Source organism: Pectobacterium peruviense (assembly GCF_002847345.1).
Lineage (GTDB): Bacteria > Pseudomonadota > Gammaproteobacteria > Enterobacterales > Enterobacteriaceae > Pectobacterium > Pectobacterium peruviense.
This window is the reverse complement of the sequence record NZ_LXFV01000007.1, coordinates 207,778-226,560: the sequence shown is the minus strand read 5'-3', so window position 1 is coordinate 226,560 and position 18,783 is coordinate 207,778. Positions and strand designations below refer to the sequence as shown.

Below are 18,783 nucleotides of genomic sequence, written 5' to 3'. Positions count from 1 at the left end.
TGCGGGCTAACAAATACGCGGTAAGGGCTCCGCATGAGGAAGATCCAGCGTGCGCTTCACGCTGTAAAGCCCGGTTATGCGTACACCTTTTCGTTCGGTTACTTCGCCAATCAACGCCGCGTCACATCCCAACGGGTGCTGATGTAAGGCCTCCATCACGGCGGATGCGGATTCTCGGCGGGTAATAATGACCACTTTACCCTCATTGGCGAAATTTAGCGGATCCAGTCCCAGCAGTTCGCATACGCCGCGAACCACGGGTTTTACTGGCAGCTGTGCCTCGATAATGTCCATCCCATATCCGCTGCTGGCTGCAAATTCATGTAGCACGGCATTCACGCCACCGCGCGTGGCATCGCGTAGCGCTTTGACGCCGGGTATCGGTAGCAGCGTTTGAATCAGGGGAGTTAACACCGCACAGTCGCTGGCGAGTTCACCTTCCAGACCAAGCTGTTCGCGCAGATTGAGGATCGTCGCCCCGTGATCGCCCAGCGTTCCACTGACGATAATGACATCGCCTTTGTCGATCTGATGGGTTCCCCAGCACACCTGACGGGGAATGGCACCGATGCCCGCCGTGTTAATAAAAATTTTATCCGCCGCGCCGCGTGGAACCACTTTGGTGTCGCCAGTGACGATATCCAGGCCGGCTTCTTGGGCAGTTTGCGCCATGCTGCGCACGATAGTTTCCAGCATCTCCAGACTTAATCCTTCTTCGAGGATAAAACCGCAGGAGAGCCAGCGTGGTCGCGCACCGCTGACAGCAATATCATTGGCTGTGCCACAGACTGCCAGTTTTCCAATATTCCCACCGGGAAAGAATAACGGATCAATCACATAGCTGTCGGTAGAGAAAGCCAACCGGTCACCGCTGGCTGTGAGCTCCGCCAGCGATAAGCGTGCCGCATCTTCTTGTTCTGCGAGCCATGGATTAGAGAAGGCCTCTATAAACAGGCTGGAAATCAACTGTTGCATCGCTCGGCCGCCGCTGCCGTGGGCGAGGGTAATGGTTTTCATCATGCAGTCTCCTGTGCGCGATATTGATACCAGGCGGCGCACGCGCCCTCAGAAGAAACCATCAGCGCGCCGAAGGCACTTTGTGGCGTGCAGATTGTGCCGAAGAGCGAACATTGGTGGGGTTTACAGCGTCCGGTTAATACGTCTCCGCAGCATGCCCGTGGATCGTCACTGGTTTCTTGCGGCTGTAGGCGAAAATAACGTTCCGCATCGAACTGCTGATAATCTGGGGTTAATGTCACGCCGGATTCACCAATAATGCCCAAACCACGCCATTCGGCGTCACCTTTCAGCATGAAGACATCCGCTATCGCTTTTTGCGCTAGCGTGTTGCCTGCATCTGGCACCACACGGCGGTACTGGTTTTCAATATCAGGCTGACCGGCGAGTTTTTGCTCGATCAACATAAGAACACTTTGCAGCAGGTCAACCGGTTCAAATCCCGCGATTACCAACGGGCGCTGGAATTCAGTGGCGATAAACTGGTAAGCATCAACCCCGATTACCATGCTGACATGTCCCGGCGCGATAAAAGCGTCAATGCTGTTATCCGGCTGTACTAGCAGGCTGCGTAGGGTAGGGATGATGGTAATGTGCTGACAAAAAAGGTAAAAATTGTCGACGCCATCGGCCTTGGCTTGTTGCAGGGTGAGTGCGGTTGCTGGCATGGTGGTTTCAAACCCGAGGGCGAAAAACACCACTTTGCGCTGTGGGTTATCGCGAGCCAGTTTCAGTGCATCCAGAGGGGAATAGACCACGCGGATGTCTGCGCCACGGGCGCGGGCATCCAGCAAAGAGCCATTTTTCCCCGGAACACGGAGGGCGTCGCCGAAGGTACAAAAAAGCGTTTCTGGATGGCTGGCTATCTCAAGGCAGTTGTCGATACGCCCCATCGGCAGGACGCACACCGGGCAGCCTGGGCCGTGAATAAATTCAATATTTTCCGGCAACAGTTGATCAATACCAAAGCGGTATATCGCGTGCGTATGACCTCCGCAGACCTCCATAATGCGCAACGGACGCTGTTTGGTATAAGAAAGCATCGGGGCCCACTGGTTAAGGTGGGCAATAAGCGCCATCACTTTCTCGGGATCGCGGTATTCATCGACAAGATGCATTAGCGGCGATCCTCACCGTACAGCAACACGCCGACATCGGGTTCGACGCCAAACATCTTTTGTAAAATCTCCAGCGTGTTGCGGGCTTCCTGTTCGTCAATCACGCTCATGGCGAAGCCGACATGCACCAACACCCACTGATCAATTCGTGACTGGCCATCGTCGTCATATGCGCCGACTAATAACATGTTCACTTCGCGACGAATGCCGCAAACATCGACCCAGGCAGCACTGTCGCCGATAAGCTCTTTTACCTGACCGGGAACGCCTATGCACATTGTTGTTGCGCCTCCAGCCACGTTAACCACTGCTCCATACCGTCACCTTTGGTGGCGGAAACCAGCAGGATTTCAATATCCGGGTTCACCTCTCGTGCGTAGGCCAGACATTTTTCAACGTCAAAATCGAGATACGGCAGCAAATCCACTTTGTTCAGTAGCATCAGGGAGGCCGCCGCAAACATATGTGGATATTTTAGCGGCTTGTCTTCTCCTTCCGTGACGGAAAGTACCACCACCTTGTGACGTTCGCCCAGATCGAAACTTGCAGGGCACACCAGGTTGCCAACGTTTTCGATAAACAGGATCCCATCATTCGCCAGCGGCAGACGCTGCATGGCGTCATGGATCATTTGTGCATCCAGATGGCAGCCTTTTCCGGTGTTGACCTGAATGGCAGGTGTACCGGTTTCGCGGATACGGGCGGCATCGTTGCTGGTTTGTTGGTCGCCTTCAATAACGGCACATTCGGTGCGACCGCGCAGGCGTCGCAGTGTTTCCGTCAATAGCGTGGTTTTGCCGGAACCGGGGCTGGAGACCAGATTGAGCGCTAACTGCTGTCTGGCGGAAAACTGCGCGCGATTGTGGGCGGCGATCTGGTTGTTTTTATCAAGAACATCGATTTCTATTTGCAGCATTCGGCGCTGCGTCATTCCCGGTGCGTGGGTTCCCGCTTCTCCATGTCCGTAGTGCAAGTCACCCGAACGGGTTTCCTTAGGTATAAAAGAAGGTGCTTTCAGTCCGGTAATCTTTATGGCTGGATGCACGGCTGGTGCAAAAGGGGCGCTGCGAAAAGCGGAATGGGGATTATGTTCATCCCCTTCGATATAGCGGTTACCTTCGCCGCAACCACAGGTTGTACACATATTAAATCTCCTGTTCTATTTCCATGCGTTTGAGCTGGATGCCATCGTCTGCCACAATTCGCAGGTTATCGCCCTGACATTGCGGGCAGCGACGTACTTGGATGGTTAACAGCGTGACAGACTGTTGGCAGTCGTAGCACCAGCACTCTGCTTCCTGCTGGTGGAGATGGAGCTGGCATCCTTCCGCCAGCGTGCGGCGACATACCATGCCAAAACAAAAATCGAGGGCGCTGGTTTCAACGCAAGAAAAAGCGCCAATCTCTAGCCAGACGGCTGTGACCTTTTTGGCCCCGTGTTGTTGGGCTTGTTGTTCAATGATTTCGATGGCGCGCTGACAAAGCGTGAGTTCATGCATAATGTCTCCGAAGCAAAACCATACCGCTGTAAGCGATAGGCCATACTTGTCCGGCTGCTTTTTCTGCCTTAAGAGGTTCTATTTTCTCAGCTACTGAAAGCCTTTTTTTTGATGCTGTCGGGTATTGTGATGAGATTTTGCCCAAATCTTTCCAGCGGTGGGATGAAAAGTAAGGCTAATAAGAGACTCACTGCCAAAGAGGTATGCGGGAAGCAATACGCGTGCCGTTGTTTTTGACGGCATTCTATTATTGCTCATCAATATAAGAATGTGCGGTATGTGAGAGTTTAATTATATTCCGGTAACAAGTGCCGATGATTTCATAATAAATGAGTTTTTTATGACTGGTTGGTATATATATTTCATGCTTAAAGTCTATGGGGTGCAATATTATCGTCGTGTTGTTGCATTATTCTCTATCGTTATAATAAATTAATTTATCGGCAGGTTATAGGAATAATACTGCGATATGTAGCGAATGTTATTACGCCATCCCAAAGGTAGAGTAATGTTTCTTAGTTAATGTTTTATTAATAATTATTTATCATGCTATGTTTTTTACTCTACAAAAAATGTAGGCGCTAAACGTGAGAAAATAAAATATTGTGTCAGATCAAAGTACCGGGTACTGTCGATTTTATTATTTTCCCACCTCCTTATAATTAGTGCATCTTAATTCGGAAGTGGTAGCTAAATCCCCGATGATTTCACTAAATACTTCCCGAGTTGCTGGCAACTGGGATATCCGGCGCGAGAAACTGGTCGATATCGCGGAGGCATTGCTCCGCCAGCAGGATCCACTCTCCGTTTTATCGGTCCTGACCGCGCTATCCTCTGGGTTCGTTTTCTTCCAGTCGGCTACGTTGTCGTTGCCCAGCTATGGTTTCTGGCAGCAGAATGTCACGCAGGAAACACCGCAGCAGGATGAGTTTTGCACTGGTGGCGGACACTGTACCGTGCCGCTAAATGGTACGAGTCTATTACAGGGGGAATTGAGTTTTATTCGTTCCCGTGGTGGACACTTTACGCCAGAAGAGCTTGGTTTTCTGCGTCAGGTGGCCTGCCTTGCTGGCGGAGTGCTTTCCCATATTTGCCACAACAAAACCTTGCTTGATGAGTCCCAGCAGATGCGACATCAGCGCGATCATTTTCGCATTCTGGTCGATATTACGAATTCGGTGCTATCTCATCTGGAGATGGATGCGCTGGTGCAGGAAGTCTCGCGGGAGATCCACCGTTTTTTTGGTGTTCAGTATATTGCGATGGCGCTCAGCAACAGTGAAAAACCCGCTGATTTCCGCCTGTGGTCGACCTATTATGCCCCTGATTCCCCGGTATCCCGCCATCAGAGTACATTTCCTCGTGCGAAATCGTTAACTGAGCACGTTCTACACAGCCACGAGGTCGTCGTGCTCAATCTTGACGACGATCGCTGCCAACAGGCTCGCGATATTTTTTTTGATGAATTGCGTTCCCACCAGTTGTCTACGGTGTGTCTGTTGCCGCTCTCTTTCAATAGTGAGCCGCTAGGGGTGCTGGTTCTGGCCTATGAGCAAGCGGATTTTTTTCATGACAATCATCTGAATTTGTTGCAGCAAATAGCGGCTCGTATCGGCATCGCTGTGGATAACGCCGATGCTTACGGTCAGATTTCGCGTCTGAAAGATACCCTAAAGAATGAAAATATCTGGCTCAATGCGCGTATTCAGAACACGGATGCTGAGGGCGATATCATATATCAGAGCGCTCAGATGCGGTCGGTATTGGAGCAAATGAGTATGGTGGCGACGAGCGACAGTACCGTACTGATCCTCGGGGAAACCGGTACGGGTAAAGAGCTGATTGCACGGGCTATTCATAAGATGAGCTATCGGAACAAAGGGTCGATGGTCAAAATGAACTGTGCCGCCGTGCCTTCCGGCCTGTTGGAAAGCGATCTGTTTGGGCATGAAAAAGGGGCATTTACTGGGGCTTCCACTGTTCATATCGGGCGTTTTGAAATGGCGGAAGGCGGCTCGCTGTTTTTGGATGAAATTGGCGATATGCCGCTCGAGCTTCAGCCCAAGCTGTTGCGGGTGCTACAGGAGAGGGAAATCGAGCGACTGGGGAGTAATAAGGTTATCCCGGTCGATGTACGCCTGATTGCCGCAACCAATCGCGACCTGAAGCAGATGTCGATGGATCGCGAATTCAGAAGCGATTTGTATTACCGGCTGAATGTTTTCCCGATCTCTATTCCGCCGCTACGCGAACGGCCTGAAGATATTCCTCTGCTGGCGAAATTCTTTGTCCAGAAAATTGCGCATAGAATGAAACGTAGCATAGACAACATTCCGGCGCAGGCGCTGCGCCAGCTCTGCCAGTATCCCTGGCCGGGAAATGTGCGCGAGCTGGAAAATGTCATCGAAAGGGCGGTGATCCTGACCCGAGGTTCAACGCTGAATTTGCAAATGCACGAGCTGAATGTGTCTGTACCGTCGGTATCGGTGAAAGAGAATAAAATTGCTCTAACACCGCCGCCAGAAAACGATGAGAATGAACGTCAGCGTATCATCCAGGTGCTGCGAGAAACCAACGGCGTGGTGGCGGGACCTCGTGGTGCTGCCCTGCGGTTAGGGCTGAAACGCACCACGCTGCTTTCGCGTATGCAGCGGCTGGGGATTTCGATATACGATTTATAACCGTTTGACGGGTAAATAGCCGGAGCATGGCTCCGGCATCATGCTAGCAGGCTAGGCTTCTTCAACCGTGAGTTGAGCAAACGGGCCGTCACCTTCCCATTCCGGCAGTTTCCGATACACGGTTTCCACTGCCTGTTTGATTTTTTCCGTCATCGGGTAACAAAACCCGACAATATCTGGCTGAATCCCCAGAAAAATAACATCTGGAACCGTCTCTTTTAATCGCTCTATTAAGAAGTTAAGCGGCATGTTGTGCGTGCTCATCATAAACATTTCGGCAATGTCGTCTGGGTCGATAAGTCGTATGTCGCCCGGCATTAAGCCCATATCGGCAGCATCCACAATGAGTACCCGGTCGGGGTGTAACGCCTGAATGTGATGCGTCATATCTTCCGGCGTAGCGCCGCCATCAATGGGAATCCAGCCCGTAATCGGGCCGGCCGCCATCATTTCCGCCAGCAGCGGGCCGGCACCGTCGTCACCCATCATTTTGTTACCGACGGTCAGAAGGATATCAGGTGTGGTATGTGTCATCGGTTCATCCTACTTTATTGGCAATCTGTTTTTTTACGATGAGATAAATAGCGGGTTCTTGCTGAATTTCTGCCAGCAGACGCAGTAGTGTGGTACTCCAGGTTTTAAACGGCTCCAACTGCCTTGTTTGCGCCAACGGGGCCAGCGCGTGGGCCAGCATGTCGACGTGCGTGCTATCAATATAAATTTCTCCGAAGGTCAGCAGACCGTTCATTTTGCGCTGTGCGTCTCCGGTGCCGAGCATGGCTGTCCACTGCGGATAGCGATCGAGATCGCAGGTCAACTCGGCTTTCAGGCAATCGATCACGCCAACATGGTGGCCAATCGCCAGTGAGTAATACATCACCTGCTGGGGCTGTTCGGGCACAGATTCACTGTCGAGAAATTTCTGGCGCAGCGACCAAAAGATAACCTGATCCTCAGACATTCGGTGCCTCCCGCAATAGCTGCATCAGGCTCTGTACGATTTCACGCAGGCGTGGGTCGTTTTCCTCGCTGAGCCAGACATCCAGTTTTTGGGCGGCAGTAGAGAGATCGGAGCCCGCCAGCAGAGTCAGTAACCGATCGCTGATTTCACGGCCTTGCCGATATCCAGCCAGTCGACGGGCTTCCCGCTCAACCATAACGCGTGTCGCCAGCGGTATGGTGGGCAGCAGAGTTTCCGCGCGCTCTCCCGGCAACTGAATGTGGTCTTGCCCTTTCAGTTTTTGCTCCAGCAGGCCGAGTGCTACGGCAAAGCCGTGGATCGTCGCGGCGGGTGTCGGCGGGCAGCCAGGGATCCAGACATCGATAGGGACAATGCTTTCACTACCGCCCCATACGCAATACAGGTCGTGGAAAATGCCACCGCCGCAGCCGCACGCCCCATAGGAGATACAAATTTTAGGGTCCGGTGCAGATTCATAGGCTCGCAGGGCGGGAACCCGCATTGCGCGGGTGACCGCACCGGTAAACAGTAAGATATCGGCGTGACGCGGCGAGGCCACCACTTTGATACCGAAACGTTCGGCATCAAAGAGAGGCGTAATCGCGGCGAAGATTTCGATTTCGCAACCGTTACAGCCACCACAGTCAACGCGATAGACGTAAGCCGAACGCTGAATATCTTTCAGCAAACGGCCTTTCAACTGGGCAGCCTGCTCATCGAGGGTAATGGGCTGGCTGACATGATGGTTTATTTTCATTTTTGGCTGGCTCATTTTGCCTCTCCAATGTGATAACTCAGATTGGTGCGACCGTGATGATTCAGACTTTGTTCACGTTTGCAGGCCGGACAGGTTTCAAACTGGGGTCGCATTTCTTCTATGCTCTCAGCATCAATACCGGAATGGGCCAGCAGCGCCATGGCATATTCCACCGATTTCTCTGCGGCGAAGGGCTGACTGCACACTCGGCACTTCAGCAGCGTGAAGGTAGCGCGGGTGTATAAGTCCGGCTTGTGGGTTACGGCCAATTCAAAATCTGCTGATAGCTGAATGGCGCGAGTTGGGCACACTTCTTCGCAGCGGCCGCAAAAGATGCAGCGCCCAAGAAACAACTGCCAGGTGCGGGCACCTGTCTCAATGTCGGTTTCCATGGTCAGCGCATTGGCTGGGCAGGCGATGGTGCACGCACCGCAGGCGATGCATTGCTGGGCGTCGTATTCCGGTTTACCGCGAAATCCAGGGCAAACCTCCAGCGGCGCAAACGGGTATTTGACGGTGACATCGCCAGCCTGCCAGATGGTTTTAAATAATTTCAGCATCATTCATCCCTCATTTCAGCGGCGAATTCTTACGCTCAATGCTGTAACGCTCGATCTCTTTGTAAGGCACCGTAGTGGATTTGCGTTTTTTAATGTCCACCAGCGTAACGCGGTCGGTGCATGAATAGCAGGGATCGAGACTACCGATAATAAGCGGTGCATCGGAGATGGTGTTACCGCGCAGCATATAGCGCAGTACCGGCCAGTTGGCGTAAGTTGCGGCCCGGCAGCGCCAGCGGAACAGTTTCTGGTTGTCGCCTAGCATGCTCCAGTGCACGTCTTCTCCGCGCGGGGCTTCGGTATAGCCCAGTGCGAACTTATACGGTCGGTAGGTGAAGCCTTCGGTCAGCAGAGGGCCTTCCGGCAGGTGAGCCAGACCAAACTCCACCATAGATAAGGATTCCAGCGTCTCTTTCACCCGCACCATTACGCGGGAAAACACATCGCAGCCGTCCAGTGTGAACAGCGTTTTCGGCAGCGCGCTGTAGCCTGCGTAATCATGGTCGAAACGCATATCGCGGGCAAAACCACTGCCGCGAATCATCGGGCCAACCGGGCTGTAGTCACGCGCGATCTTACGATCCAGCAGGCCGATGCCTTGGGTACGTTGCTCCATATTGGGTGTGTTGAGCAGCATATCGACCAGTTGGGTCACTTCGGCCCGCATTTCCTGGACCAGTTTGATCCCTTTCTGGCGTTGTTCTTTCAGGATGTCGCGGCGGATACCGCCGATCAGATTGAGTCCGTAGGTTTTCCGCGCGCCAGTTAGCAACTCCGCCAGCGCCATGGATTTCTCTCTGACTCGGAAGAACTGCATAAACCCAGTATCGAAGCCAATAAAGTGGCTGGACAACCCAATATTGAGCAGGTGGCTGTGCAGGCGCTCCACTTCCAGCAATATACTGCGGATAGCGTGAGCGCGCGGTGGCACGTAGATGCCCAGTGCGTTCTCCACCGAGGAGGTATAAGCCACGCTGTGCGCGAAACCACAGATTCCACATACCCGGTCAGACAGGAACGTCACTTCGTTATAGCCCATGCGGGTTTCCGCCAGTTTTTCCATGCCGCGGTGGACATAGAATAGGCGGTAGTCCGCATCGACAATACGTTCTCCGTCGACAAACAGGCGGAAGTGGCCGGGTTCATCGGAGGTAATGTGCAGAGGACCGACGGGGACGATACGTGCCTCGCTGCCGCTTTCGTTTTTAAACTGATAGGTTTCAGTTTGGGTCGTTGGCTCTGGGCGTTGCCGATAGTCCATGGTGTCTTTACGCAGCGGGTAGAGATCGTCGGGCCAGTCATCCGGCAGCACCAGACGGCGTTCATCCGGTAGCCCGACGGGTATCAGGCCGTACATGTCTCGAATTTCGCGCTCCCCCCAGACGGCGGCGGGAACTCGCGGGGTGACGGAGGGGAATTCCAGCGTCAGGGGATCCACATACGCCTTAACTACGATCCAGCACTTCTCCCCCTGTTCCATGGAGAGCGCATAATAGACCGCGAAATTACCGTTTAATGTTCGTTCGTCGTTGCCAAATAGCACCGGCAACCAGCCACCTAACGGGTAATAAATAAACTCTACGACGTCTGGCAGCGACTCGGTTTTTATCGTAATAGTCAGTTGATCGTGAGTTTGCCACTCCTCATCGAGTACCGCCGCCGGGAATTTTTGGCGAATTTGCGCCAGGTAGTTCCCCCCCAGTTTTTGGTCGCTCTGAATGGCCCTGACGTGATTATCGTAAGTCACTTTTCTCTCCTGATGAGGTATTAACAGCACGGCGGCCAGCGGTACTCACGGTATTATCGGAACCACTTGCCCAGGGCCAGGTGTAATGCGGCTGTACGGCACGGCTGTCGCGTTGCAGCACGACGCTTGCCGCGTTTTCGAGCATCTGTACTACCGGATGTGGAATGTAGGTTCCCATGATCAGCATGAGCACTAACAGGATCTCCATGGGCAAGGTGGTGAGAAGTCCGAGTTCACCTCGGCTGACCTGCTGCGGCGCGGAACCAAAAATGATGGCTGAGATCATGCGCACCAGTCCTCCCATCACCAGCGTTAACAACAGCAGTAGAACGAGGGTCAGCCAGAAATGATCGGCGCTCAGCGCCGCGACCACGGTCATGAATTCGCTCAGGAATAGGTTGAAAGGAGGCATCCCACCCAGCGCCAGCGCACCGCCAGTCATCAGCACGGCGGAGAAGGGCACGACGTTCAGCATGCCTTTGACGACGGTAATATCACGCGTGCCGTATTTCAGCAGGACATTACCGGAACCGCAGAACAGCAGAGTTTTGCCCAAACTGTGGTTTAGGGTATGAAGCATCGCAGCCAGCACGCCCAGCGGGCCGCCAATCCCCAATGCCACGGCAATGAGCCCCATATTCTCTACCGAGGAATAGGCCAACAGACGTTTTATGTCGGTTTGTACCAGAATAAAGAATGCCGCGACTGCAATGGAAAGCAGGCCGAAAACGATAAGCAGTGTGCTGGTAAAACCGCTGCCGATGGTGCCGTTAATAATGATGTTGTAGCGGAGAATGATCAGTAATGCGCAGTTCAATAGCACCGCAGAGAGCAGGGCGCTGACCGGACTTGGCGCTTCGCTGTGCGCATCCGGCAACCAGGCATGCATAGGAAACAGGCCTGCTTTAGTACCAAAGCCAATCAGAACAAACACGAACGCCAATTGCATCAATACCGGATCCAATAGGGCGGCATGTTGCAGAACATCGGTCCAGAAAATGGCGTCGTCTGGGTTGGTCAGAATGTTGGTGGCGTTGGCGTAAACCAGAATAGTACCGAACAGGCCAAACGCGACCCCGACGGAACAGATGATAATGTATTTCCACGCGGCTTCTAGAGAGGAACGCTGATTGTAGGTACCGACCAGAAAGGCGGAACTTAACGTGGTGGCCTCAACCGCAGCCCACATCATAATCAGATTATTACTGGTGATGGTCAGCAACATGGTGAATACGAACAGATGGAAGAAGCCGTAGTAGTTGCACAACCCGGAAACGGACACCTCGCCATCGTCCACTTCATGGCGCATATATCCGATGGAGTACAGCCCTGTAATAAAGCTGACTATACCGAGAATGGCCAAAAACAGGAGGCTCAGGGCATCCATATGCAACCATTTGTGCGCGGCCAAAATGTCACCGTGATAATAAATCAGGGAAACCACCCACAGCGATTCCACTAACAGCGCCGCAATCCCGATAGCATGCAGTGTCGTGACCAATCTTCGTGCGGCAGATCCCGCCAGATGGCAGCTAAAATTCAGCACGGAGATCCCGAGTGGTGTTAGCAGCAGCAATAAAAGTACGGATGTATCGCTCATCCTGTTACCCCTTCAGCGCGGTCAGTTGGTCGACACTCAGCGTATTGAGTGTGCGCCAGATCTTACGGGCCAGTATCGTCATGATGATGACGGCAAAGATTGCGTCAGTGGCGATACCAATTTCCACCAGCTCTGGTGCCTTATTCGCCAGCAGAGCCAGGGTGAGATGTGAGCCGTTCTCCATCAGGCAATAGCCAAATACCTGTTTAAGGATGTTGCGCTGTGTGACGATGCAGAGCAGGCCCACCATAAAATGGCCGAGCGAAACCGCCAGCGCCGGTTTCAGCGTCGCAAGCAGCGGTAGCTGAACGGGTTCAGCGACAAACCAACACAGAATGACGATAGCGGCGGCGAGGATCATCAGTACCGGAAGGCTTATCACGCTGCCTTCGTGGGCAGGATCGCGCATGGTGCGAAACGCGAAATACAGGATGGCGGGGACGAGTACAACCTTCGTAAAAAAGGCGCTAATGGCCCATGTCCTCAATTCGTGGGCGTCCAGCGTATAAGACAATGTTAAAAACAGCAGTACCAGTATCAGCGCCTGAAGTGAATACAACCAGCAGGACGCCGTAGGACGTTTTACGCCGATGACCATCAGCGAGGTGAACATCATCAGCCCCGCCAGATTATTGACGATAAGTGAACCGGTCATAATCAATCTCCCTTATCCAAGCCAGATTACGGCAATGACGCTGGAACAGAACGACATCACGATCAGTACCAACAGTACTAGTCGCATCGTTATGGGCAGCGGTGAAGCCTGAACCAGTTCTTCACTCGGTTCTCCGGGGACAACCTGGCCGAACCAGTAGATAAGCCAGGCGAAGCTGGCGACAGACTCGATCAGCACTAACACCATCAGCGGCGTCATTACCCAGAATTCGTGAGACATGGCGAACCCTGCTGCAAAGATGGGGAATTTGCTGAAAAAGCCGTTAAGCGGCGGAACGCCAGCGATAGCCAGTGCCGCGATACAGAAACCGATACCCACGACGGGCATCTTTTTGATCACGCCGCGTAAACGCGGTAACAGTCGGGTGCCGCAACAGTAGCTGAGGGAACCGGCCACCAGGAAGAACAGGCTCTTCGCAAAGGCGTGGTTGAAAATGTAGGCAATCCCACCCTCAAAGGCTTCACGGGAGCCAAAAATGGCGATGGACAAAGCAAGGAAGATGTAGCCCAACTGGGTGATGGTGGACCACGCTAACAGGCGTTTCATATCTTTCTGCGGCAGGTACATCAGGAAACCGTAGACGATAGTCAACGTTGCCATGCCAATGCCTACCCAGCCAATCACCAGCGGGATGTGCCCAGATTCAACAATGGCTCGGGCATAGATATAGACCCCGACTTTCACCATTGATGCGGCGTGCAGATAGGCACTGACCGGCGTCGGTGCTTCCATGGCATCCGGTAGCCACGCCTGTAATGGCAACTGGGCCGATTTGCCCCAGGCCGCGAACAGAATACCGCCGAATACCAGCAGCGCCGAGGTGCCGCTAAGTTGGGACAAGGCACTCAACGCAAACGTACCCGTTGAGATAAACAGCATGGCTGCGGCAATAAACAGGCCCAGAGAGGCGACGTGGGTTATCAACAACGCTTTCAACGCTGAGCGCTGTGACTTTGCCGTCTGATAGTAGCCAATCAGCGCCCACGAGCAGCCACCCGTTATTTCAAAAAATAATAACTGGCCGAGGATCGTGGAGGACATGACCAGCCCAACCATGGCACCAATGAAGATCAGCAGGAAAGCATAATAGCGGTTGGTTCCCTCATGCGGATGTTCGCGGTTGCCTGTATTCAGATAGCCGATTGAATAGAGGCTGACCAGTAGGCCGAGGAAGACGACGGCAAAAACGATCAGCGTACTGATGCGATCGACCGTAAAACCAAACAGCGCCACGTTGCCATAGCTCAGAAGAGGAAGCGTAACGGCGACTTTCCCGTGTGCCAGGAAGCTCCAGCCCAGCACCAGAGTGCCAAGCGTCGCCAGCAAAGCGAACCCTGTGCAAAGCCATTTCGCGCTGTGTTTCGGCGAACATGCCGTCAGCAACGCGCCAATAAATGGCAGTAACAACGTTGCGAGGGCCGTATTGGTCATAAAGGATGAACTTTCCATCATGATGTTTCAGACTCCCTACAGACCGGTCAGATAAAACACAAATGACAGCGTGGCAACGCCAAACCCTACCCAGGTGACCCGGTGGGTCAGCAGGAAGCGTCCGCGAGCCAGACTGTTTTCAAATAGCGACGCCAGTACAAAAATCACCAGCAGTTTGATAAGCATCAGGACAAGCGCTAGCAGCAGGGGGCCTACGGTCATGTCCGCCGCTTTACCGAATGGCATGAACACCGCCAGAAACAGTGCGGCAACCACCACCTGCTTTAGGCCAATGCCCCATTTCACCAGCGCTAAAGCACAGCCGGAGTATTCGGTCAGCGGCCCTTCCTGCAATTCCTGCTCCGCCTCTGCCACGTCAAACGGGATTTTTCCCATCTCGATAAAACTGGCGAAGCCGCAGGCCAGCAGCGCTAGCAGCGTAGCCGTTGGTGAGCTCCAGGCGTCCGTCAGCGTGGCGCTGATAGTCCCGATGTTCGTGGAACCCGCTATCAGGGCGACAACCAACAGGCCAAGAATGAGTGTCGGTTCAACCAACACGCCCAGTGTTAGTTCACGACTGGCACCGATACCCGCGAAGGTGCTGCCAGTGTCGAGACCGGATAGGGAAAAGAAGAAACGGAACAGCGCAAACAGATACAGTAGGGTGATGATGTCACCCGCACCGCCAAAGGGCGACGTACGGGTCAATACCGGTAGCGTCATTGCTATCAATAACATGCTACTCAGCAACACCCAGGGCATCGCGCGAAAGATGATGCCGGATTGCGCCGGAGCGACGTCCTGACGTCCGAGCAGTTTGACTATATCGCGGTAGTCTTGCCAGATACCCGGCCCACGGCGTGAGTGCATGCGGGCGCGGATCTGGCGGGAAATACCGGTAAATAAAGGTGTCAGTAACAAAAGTATCCCTGCCTGTATCAGCGCAAAGATGCCCATCATTAGTGACGGAGTTTCTTGCATCGTCATGATTTCTCCCTCACACCGCGACAATCAGCAGCAGTACGGTCAGTGCTGCAACTACGTACAGACAGTAGAGACGGAAGTCGCCGCCCTGTAATCGCTGTAGCTGTGCGCCAATACGCCGTACCAGACGCACCAACGGGTAAATGATTTTTTCATCCCAAAACGGCTCGGTGATGGTGGCTCCCTGAGTGATACCTTGCAGCGCTCTGGATAGCTGAGGGGCTGGGTTAAGCCGCTGGCGCATGCGATAGAGCCCGCCGAACATCGCGCGCAGAGGTTGCGTAAAGCCGCTGGCCGAGACGGCCATCTGCGGTTCCCAGGCGTAACCACACGCCCATGGGTCACCCTGGCGGCGAAACGCGGGACGATTACCTTTCAGGAATAACCAGATCAAGAGCGGCAGCACCGGCAACGCGATGAGCAGGATAAAGACGAGTGCCGGGGAGAACATCGCCTGCTCGGTCTGAGCCGGAATCAGCAAGTTTCCCTGCGCGACTGCCACATCCTGAGCACCGCTCAGCGACATCGCAACCTGAGCAATAATGGGCGCTACCTTGCTTGCACCAAGGCCTAGCGCTACGCAGCACAGTGCCAGCAGCAACATGGATAACGTCATTTGCCACGGTACTTCTCGGGCCTGACTGGCTTCCTCGCTACGTGGCGCGCCGCAAAAACTCACGCCATAGACTTTGACGAAGCACATCGCGGCTAATGCCCCCGTGATGGCCAGCATCACAATGGCTACGGGGGCACTGAGGCGCATGAGAACATTGCCGTCGTGGCTCATGCTGAACAGTGACTGGTAGGTGTACCATTCACTGATAAAGCCATTGAGCGGCGGCAGGGCGGAGATGGACATGCAGCCAATCAGAAAGGCCAATGCAGTTTTGGGCATGAGTTTGCCGAGGCCGCCCATTTTTTCCATATCACGGGTATGCAGGCGGTAGATGACGGCACCCGCGCCTAAAAACAGTAGCCCTTTAAACACGGCGTGATTCAGCAGGTGATAGAGCGCGGCCAGCAAGCCGAGCGTCGCTAATACCTGATGCTGAGTGGCGATACCGACCATCCCTACGCCAACACCCATCAAAATTATCCCGACGTTTTCGACGGTATGCCAGGCTAGCAGACGCTTAATGTCGTGCTCTGCCAGCGCATACAGCACACCCAGTACGGCGGAAATGGATCCGAACGCCAGTACCACAATCCCCCACCACAGCTGTGGTGCTGCCAGCAGATCGATACCCACTTTGATGATGCCGAAGATACCTATTTTCACCATGACGCCGGACATCAACGCGGAGGCGTGAGACGGCGCCGCTGGGTGGGCGCGCGGCAGCCAACTGTGCAATGGCAGCATGCCCGCTTTGGCACCGAAACCGAAAAAGGCCAGCAGGAAGACGACCGAGGACAACACTGGAGAGAGCGATAACCGGCGGAATTCCGCAAAATCCAGGCTGCCGCTTTCTCTCCACATGAGGAAGAACGCGATCATAATCAGCACCGAACCGGCATGGGCAATAAAGAAGTAGAGCAGACCTGCGCTGACGGATTCACGATCCTGTTCAGAAATAACCAGAAACCAGGAGGCTAGCGACATGGCTTCAAACAGAATAATGAAGTAGAACGCATTATCCATCACGACCAGACCCACCATGGAAGCGATAAACAGATTCATAAAGCCCCCCATACTGCCGGCACCTCGTCCTATATATTCACGGACATAGGCGATGGAGTAGAGCGAGCAGACTGTGACCAGCAGCGAGATGACCGTCACCATAAAGGCGGCCAGCATATCGAGACGCACAGTAAAAGCAGCAAAGTTAAATAGGCCCTGCGTAGCGTATAGCTGAATCTGCCCGCTCAACAATACGGGTACGGCGCTGCATAACCCCAGTACGCCACCGCAGATAGCGGTAATGGCGGCGATGATGATTGATGCATTTTCTTTGCGCGCCATAAGCAGGGATAACACGGCGCCTGTGAGGTAACAGATCGCTGACCACTGAAGCAACTGAAGTGAATCCATGATTATTCGCCCCCTTCCTGCTGCACGGACATGAAACCCCGTTCATGAAAGGATGACAGCAGGGTTTTCAAACGTCTGGACTGGCTGTTGGTGCTGATGGATTGGCTATCCACCAGAGAGATGGATTTGGTCGGACAGACCCGGATACATTCAGGACCCGTATCTTGGAAATCACACAGATCGCATTTCACCGCGATGGCGCGAATACCGGCGTTCCAGGCGATAAAAGGGTTAGTACCGGGCGCGCTACCGGGAACGTCACGCAGCAGCGCTTCGGGAATCCCGTTTTGTAGCAGAGTTGGGGTATTAACCGACGTGCTGCCGGACGGAGTAATTGCGCCGAAAGGGCAAACCAGCCCGCAGAGTTTACAGCCGATGCACAGACTTTCATTCAGCACAATGGCGGCGTTTTCATGCGTAATAGCATTGACCGGACAGACGCGGGCGCAGGGAGCATCTTCGCACTGGCGGCACATTAACGGGGCCGTTTTATCCTCGGTTTTCACCACGGTTAGCCGGGGGAGTCCCTGTAGCCCCTGCGCTTTATGTACTGACGTACATCCGGCCATGCAGGTATTACACCCGATACAGAGCTCGGGGTCCGCAATAACAAAGCGGTTCATGTTCAGTCCTCAGGTTCAGACGACGGAAAGTAAATCATCACCTGCACCATAAGCACAATTCGTACCATTATTTTATTTTGTTTTTATTCAATTGGTTATGTTTTATTTGAGCGAGAAGTGCCGCGAGTGTCGAACCTCATACCTTGAATATCGTCACTTTTGTCTACGCGTGTGACAGTGGAAAGTGAGGGGCGATTGCTGAGGGAGTGGCAAAACGGTGGCGTGGTTTCCCTTAGCCGGGAAGTACAGAAAAACGCTGCAAAAATGTGAAGATAAATAAAATCTGCCTGACAAGCATCAACGTTTTCACTCCTGGACTATGAATAATCACATAAAGAATATGGATATTGGTTGGGATGAATCAGGAGCCTATTCTTTGCTTGTATTCTTGTGTCTCGCATCGTCATAAGTGTCGAAATCGCTAATTTTGACAATGTTATTTAAAAAAACATATTAAAAACAGATTGTTATTGATTGGCGCGTTTTATGCATACCTGACTAAGTACGATTAAAAAAATAACCTCGTAGTCGGAGAATATGATGAACCGTTTTGTCATTGTTGATTCGAGCAAATGTATAGGCTGTCGCACTTGCGAAGTGGCCTGTGTCGTGTCGCATCAGGAAGCGCAGGATTGCGCCTCCCTGACGCCGGAAAGTTTTTTACCCCGCATTCACGTCATCAAAGGGGCGAATGTTTCAACGGCCGTCATGTGTCGGCAGTGCGAAGATGCCCCCTGTGCCAATGTCTGTCCGAATGGGGCGATTACGCGTGAAAAAGATTTCATACATGTCCAGCAGTCACGCTGCATCGGCTGTAAAACCTGTGTTGTTGCTTGCCCCTACGGTGTCATGGAAGTGGTTTCCCGCCCGGTGATGAAGAAAAGGATCACCGGTGAACCGTTCCTGTCATACAAGGTGGAAGCCAACAAATGTGACCTTTGTAATGGTCATGTGGAAGGCCCTGCATGTATCAACGTCTGTCCGACGAATGCCATTGTCTGTATTGACCGAGATAAGCTGGAATACATGAACGTCGAAAAACGTCGCCGTGCCGCGCTCAATTCGATTGAAATCCTGAATTTCTGATGATACCTGACTTC

18 protein-coding genes are annotated in these 18,783 nt (G+C 53.2%); 2 read left to right on the top strand and 16 right to left on the bottom strand.

Going from position 1 to position 18,783, the window contains the following annotated elements:
* Positions 1–6 precede the first annotated feature (6 nt).
* The 5 genes from hypE to hypA are packed head-to-tail and all read right to left on the bottom strand — an operon-like array spanning position 7 to position 3,634.
* On the bottom strand, positions 7–1,017 hold the full coding sequence (gene hypE / locus A0G03_RS08095) for a hydrogenase expression/formation protein HypE (protein ID WP_048259285.1): 1,011 nt from the start codon (positions 1,015–1,017) through the stop codon (positions 7–9).
* Positions 1,017–2,135 carry a hydrogenase formation protein HypD gene (gene hypD / locus A0G03_RS08090; protein WP_048259207.1) on the bottom strand — a complete coding sequence of 373 codons (1,119 nt, stop codon included), beginning with the start codon at positions 2,133–2,135 and terminating at the stop codon, positions 1,017–1,019. The genes hypE and hypD overlap by 1 nt, the downstream gene beginning before the upstream one ends.
* Positions 2,135–2,413 (bottom strand): HypC/HybG/HupF family hydrogenase formation chaperone, encoded by a 279-nt coding sequence (locus A0G03_RS08085; RefSeq protein WP_039301865.1) that lies wholly within the window; start codon positions 2,411–2,413, stop codon positions 2,135–2,137. Before A0G03_RS08085 ends, hypD begins: the two co-directional genes overlap by 1 nt.
* Positions 2,404–3,279, bottom strand: a complete 876-nt coding sequence (hypB, locus tag A0G03_RS08080) for a hydrogenase nickel incorporation protein HypB (RefSeq protein ID WP_048259208.1) — start codon at positions 3,277–3,279, stop codon at positions 2,404–2,406. The genes A0G03_RS08085 and hypB overlap by 10 nt, the downstream gene beginning before the upstream one ends.
* Before the next feature lies 1 nt (position 3,280).
* Positions 3,281–3,634, bottom strand: a complete 354-nt coding sequence (gene hypA / locus A0G03_RS08075; protein ID WP_048259209.1) for a hydrogenase maturation nickel metallochaperone HypA — start codon at positions 3,632–3,634, stop codon at positions 3,281–3,283.
* Between the two features lie 701 nt (positions 3,635–4,335).
* Here hypA and A0G03_RS08070 point away from each other — a divergent pair.
* Positions 4,336–6,315: a sigma 54-interacting transcriptional regulator gene (locus A0G03_RS08070; RefSeq protein WP_053075299.1), complete on the top strand. Its 1,980-nt coding sequence runs from the start codon at positions 4,336–4,338 to the stop codon at positions 6,313–6,315.
* A gap of 51 nt (positions 6,316–6,366) precedes the next feature.
* Here A0G03_RS08070 and hycI read toward each other — a convergent pair whose 3' ends face one another.
* From hycI to A0G03_RS08015, 11 genes are read right to left on the bottom strand one after another with little or no spacing between them, the layout of a single operon-like run.
* Positions 6,367–6,849, bottom strand: a complete 483-nt coding sequence (hycI, locus tag A0G03_RS08065) for a hydrogenase maturation peptidase HycI (protein ID WP_048259210.1) — start codon at positions 6,847–6,849, stop codon at positions 6,367–6,369.
* A gap of 4 nt (positions 6,850–6,853) precedes the next feature.
* Complete coding sequence (locus tag A0G03_RS08060) at positions 6,854–7,276, bottom strand: formate hydrogenlyase maturation HycH family protein (protein ID WP_048259211.1); 423 nt, start codon at positions 7,274–7,276, stop codon at positions 6,854–6,856.
* Positions 7,269–8,048, bottom strand: coding sequence for an NADH-quinone oxidoreductase subunit B family protein (locus tag A0G03_RS08055; protein ID WP_048259212.1), 780 nt, complete (start codon positions 8,046–8,048; stop codon positions 7,269–7,271). The genes A0G03_RS08060 and A0G03_RS08055 overlap by 8 nt, the downstream gene beginning before the upstream one ends.
* Complete coding sequence (gene hyfH, locus A0G03_RS08050) at positions 8,045–8,593, bottom strand: hydrogenase 4 subunit H (RefSeq protein ID WP_048259287.1); 549 nt, start codon at positions 8,591–8,593, stop codon at positions 8,045–8,047. Before hyfH ends, A0G03_RS08055 begins: the two co-directional genes overlap by 4 nt.
* A gap of 10 nt (positions 8,594–8,603) precedes the next feature.
* Positions 8,604–10,313: a hydrogenase large subunit gene (locus tag A0G03_RS08045; RefSeq protein ID WP_397242758.1), complete on the bottom strand. Its 1,710-nt coding sequence runs from the start codon at positions 10,311–10,313 to the stop codon at positions 8,604–8,606.
* A gap of 13 nt (positions 10,314–10,326) precedes the next feature.
* Positions 10,327–11,940, bottom strand: a complete 1,614-nt coding sequence (locus A0G03_RS08040; protein ID WP_048259214.1) for a hydrogenase 4 subunit F — start codon at positions 11,938–11,940, stop codon at positions 10,327–10,329.
* Positions 11,941–11,944: 4 nt separating this feature from the next.
* A complete protein-coding gene (gene hyfE, locus A0G03_RS08035; RefSeq protein WP_048259215.1) occupies positions 11,945–12,595 on the bottom strand; it encodes a hydrogenase 4 membrane subunit in 651 nt (216 codons plus the stop codon).
* Positions 12,596–12,607: 12 nt separating this feature from the next.
* Positions 12,608–14,065 carry a hydrogenase 4 subunit D gene (locus tag A0G03_RS08030; RefSeq protein WP_048259288.1) on the bottom strand — a complete coding sequence of 486 codons (1,458 nt, stop codon included), beginning with the start codon at positions 14,063–14,065 and terminating at the stop codon, positions 12,608–12,610.
* Between the two features lie 18 nt (positions 14,066–14,083).
* Positions 14,084–15,034 (bottom strand): respiratory chain complex I subunit 1 family protein, encoded by a 951-nt coding sequence (locus tag A0G03_RS08025; protein ID WP_048259216.1) that lies wholly within the window; start codon positions 15,032–15,034, stop codon positions 14,084–14,086.
* A 10-nt stretch (positions 15,035–15,044) separates the two neighbouring features.
* Positions 15,045–17,060: a hydrogenase 4 subunit B gene (hyfB, locus tag A0G03_RS08020; RefSeq protein WP_048259217.1), complete on the bottom strand. Its 2,016-nt coding sequence runs from the start codon at positions 17,058–17,060 to the stop codon at positions 15,045–15,047.
* Between the two features lie 2 nt (positions 17,061–17,062).
* The gene (locus A0G03_RS08015) at positions 17,063–17,683 is read right to left on the bottom strand and encodes a 4Fe-4S dicluster domain-containing protein (RefSeq protein WP_048259218.1); all 621 of its coding nucleotides are present in this window, start codon (positions 17,681–17,683) and stop codon (positions 17,063–17,065) included.
* 540 nt (positions 17,684–18,223) lie between these two features.
* On the opposite strand from A0G03_RS08015, the gene hydN reads away from it, so the two are divergent.
* The gene (gene hydN / locus A0G03_RS08010; protein ID WP_048259219.1) at positions 18,224–18,769 is read left to right on the top strand and encodes an electron transport protein HydN; all 546 of its coding nucleotides are present in this window, start codon (positions 18,224–18,226) and stop codon (positions 18,767–18,769) included.
* The last annotated feature ends 14 nt before the right edge of the window (positions 18,770–18,783 follow it).

Coding starts and splice junctions, on each gene's coding strand:
- hypB (WP_048259208.1), bottom strand. CDS start 3,279: ATGTGTACAACCTGTGGTTGCGGCGAAGGTAACCGCTATATCGAAGGG.
- A0G03_RS08015 (WP_048259218.1), bottom strand. CDS start 17,683: ATGAACCGCTTTGTTATTGCGGACCCCGAGCTCTGTATCGGGTGTAAT.
- A0G03_RS08055 (WP_048259212.1), bottom strand. CDS start 8,048: ATGAGCCAGCCAAAAATGAAAATAAACCATCATGTCAGCCAGCCCATT.
- A0G03_RS08040 (WP_048259214.1), bottom strand. CDS start 11,940: ATGAGCGATACATCCGTACTTTTATTGCTGCTGCTAACACCACTCGGG.
- hyfB (WP_048259217.1), bottom strand. CDS start 17,060: ATGGATTCACTTCAGTTGCTTCAGTGGTCAGCGATCTGTTACCTCACA.
- A0G03_RS08085 (WP_039301865.1), bottom strand. CDS start 2,413: ATGTGCATAGGCGTTCCCGGTCAGGTAAAAGAGCTTATCGGCGACAGT.
- A0G03_RS08025 (WP_048259216.1), bottom strand. CDS start 15,034: ATGACGATGCAAGAAACTCCGTCACTAATGATGGGCATCTTTGCGCTG.
- A0G03_RS08030 (WP_048259288.1), bottom strand. CDS start 14,065: ATGGAAAGTTCATCCTTTATGACCAATACGGCCCTCGCAACGTTGTTA.
- A0G03_RS08060 (WP_048259211.1), bottom strand. CDS start 7,276: ATGTCTGAGGATCAGGTTATCTTTTGGTCGCTGCGCCAGAAATTTCTC.
- hycI (WP_048259210.1), bottom strand. CDS start 6,849: ATGACACATACCACACCTGATATCCTTCTGACCGTCGGTAACAAAATG.
- hyfH (WP_048259287.1), bottom strand. CDS start 8,593: ATGCTGAAATTATTTAAAACCATCTGGCAGGCTGGCGATGTCACCGTC.
- hyfE (WP_048259215.1), bottom strand. CDS start 12,595: ATGACCGGTTCACTTATCGTCAATAATCTGGCGGGGCTGATGATGTTC.
- hypE (WP_048259285.1), bottom strand. CDS start 1,017: ATGAAAACCATTACCCTCGCCCACGGCAGCGGCGGCCGAGCGATGCAA.
- A0G03_RS08070 (WP_053075299.1), top strand. CDS start 4,336: ATGATTTCACTAAATACTTCCCGAGTTGCTGGCAACTGGGATATCCGG.
- hypD (WP_048259207.1), bottom strand. CDS start 2,135: ATGCATCTTGTCGATGAATACCGCGATCCCGAGAAAGTGATGGCGCTT.
- hypA (WP_048259209.1), bottom strand. CDS start 3,634: ATGCATGAACTCACGCTTTGTCAGCGCGCCATCGAAATCATTGAACAA.
- hydN (WP_048259219.1), top strand. CDS start 18,224: ATGAACCGTTTTGTCATTGTTGATTCGAGCAAATGTATAGGCTGTCGC.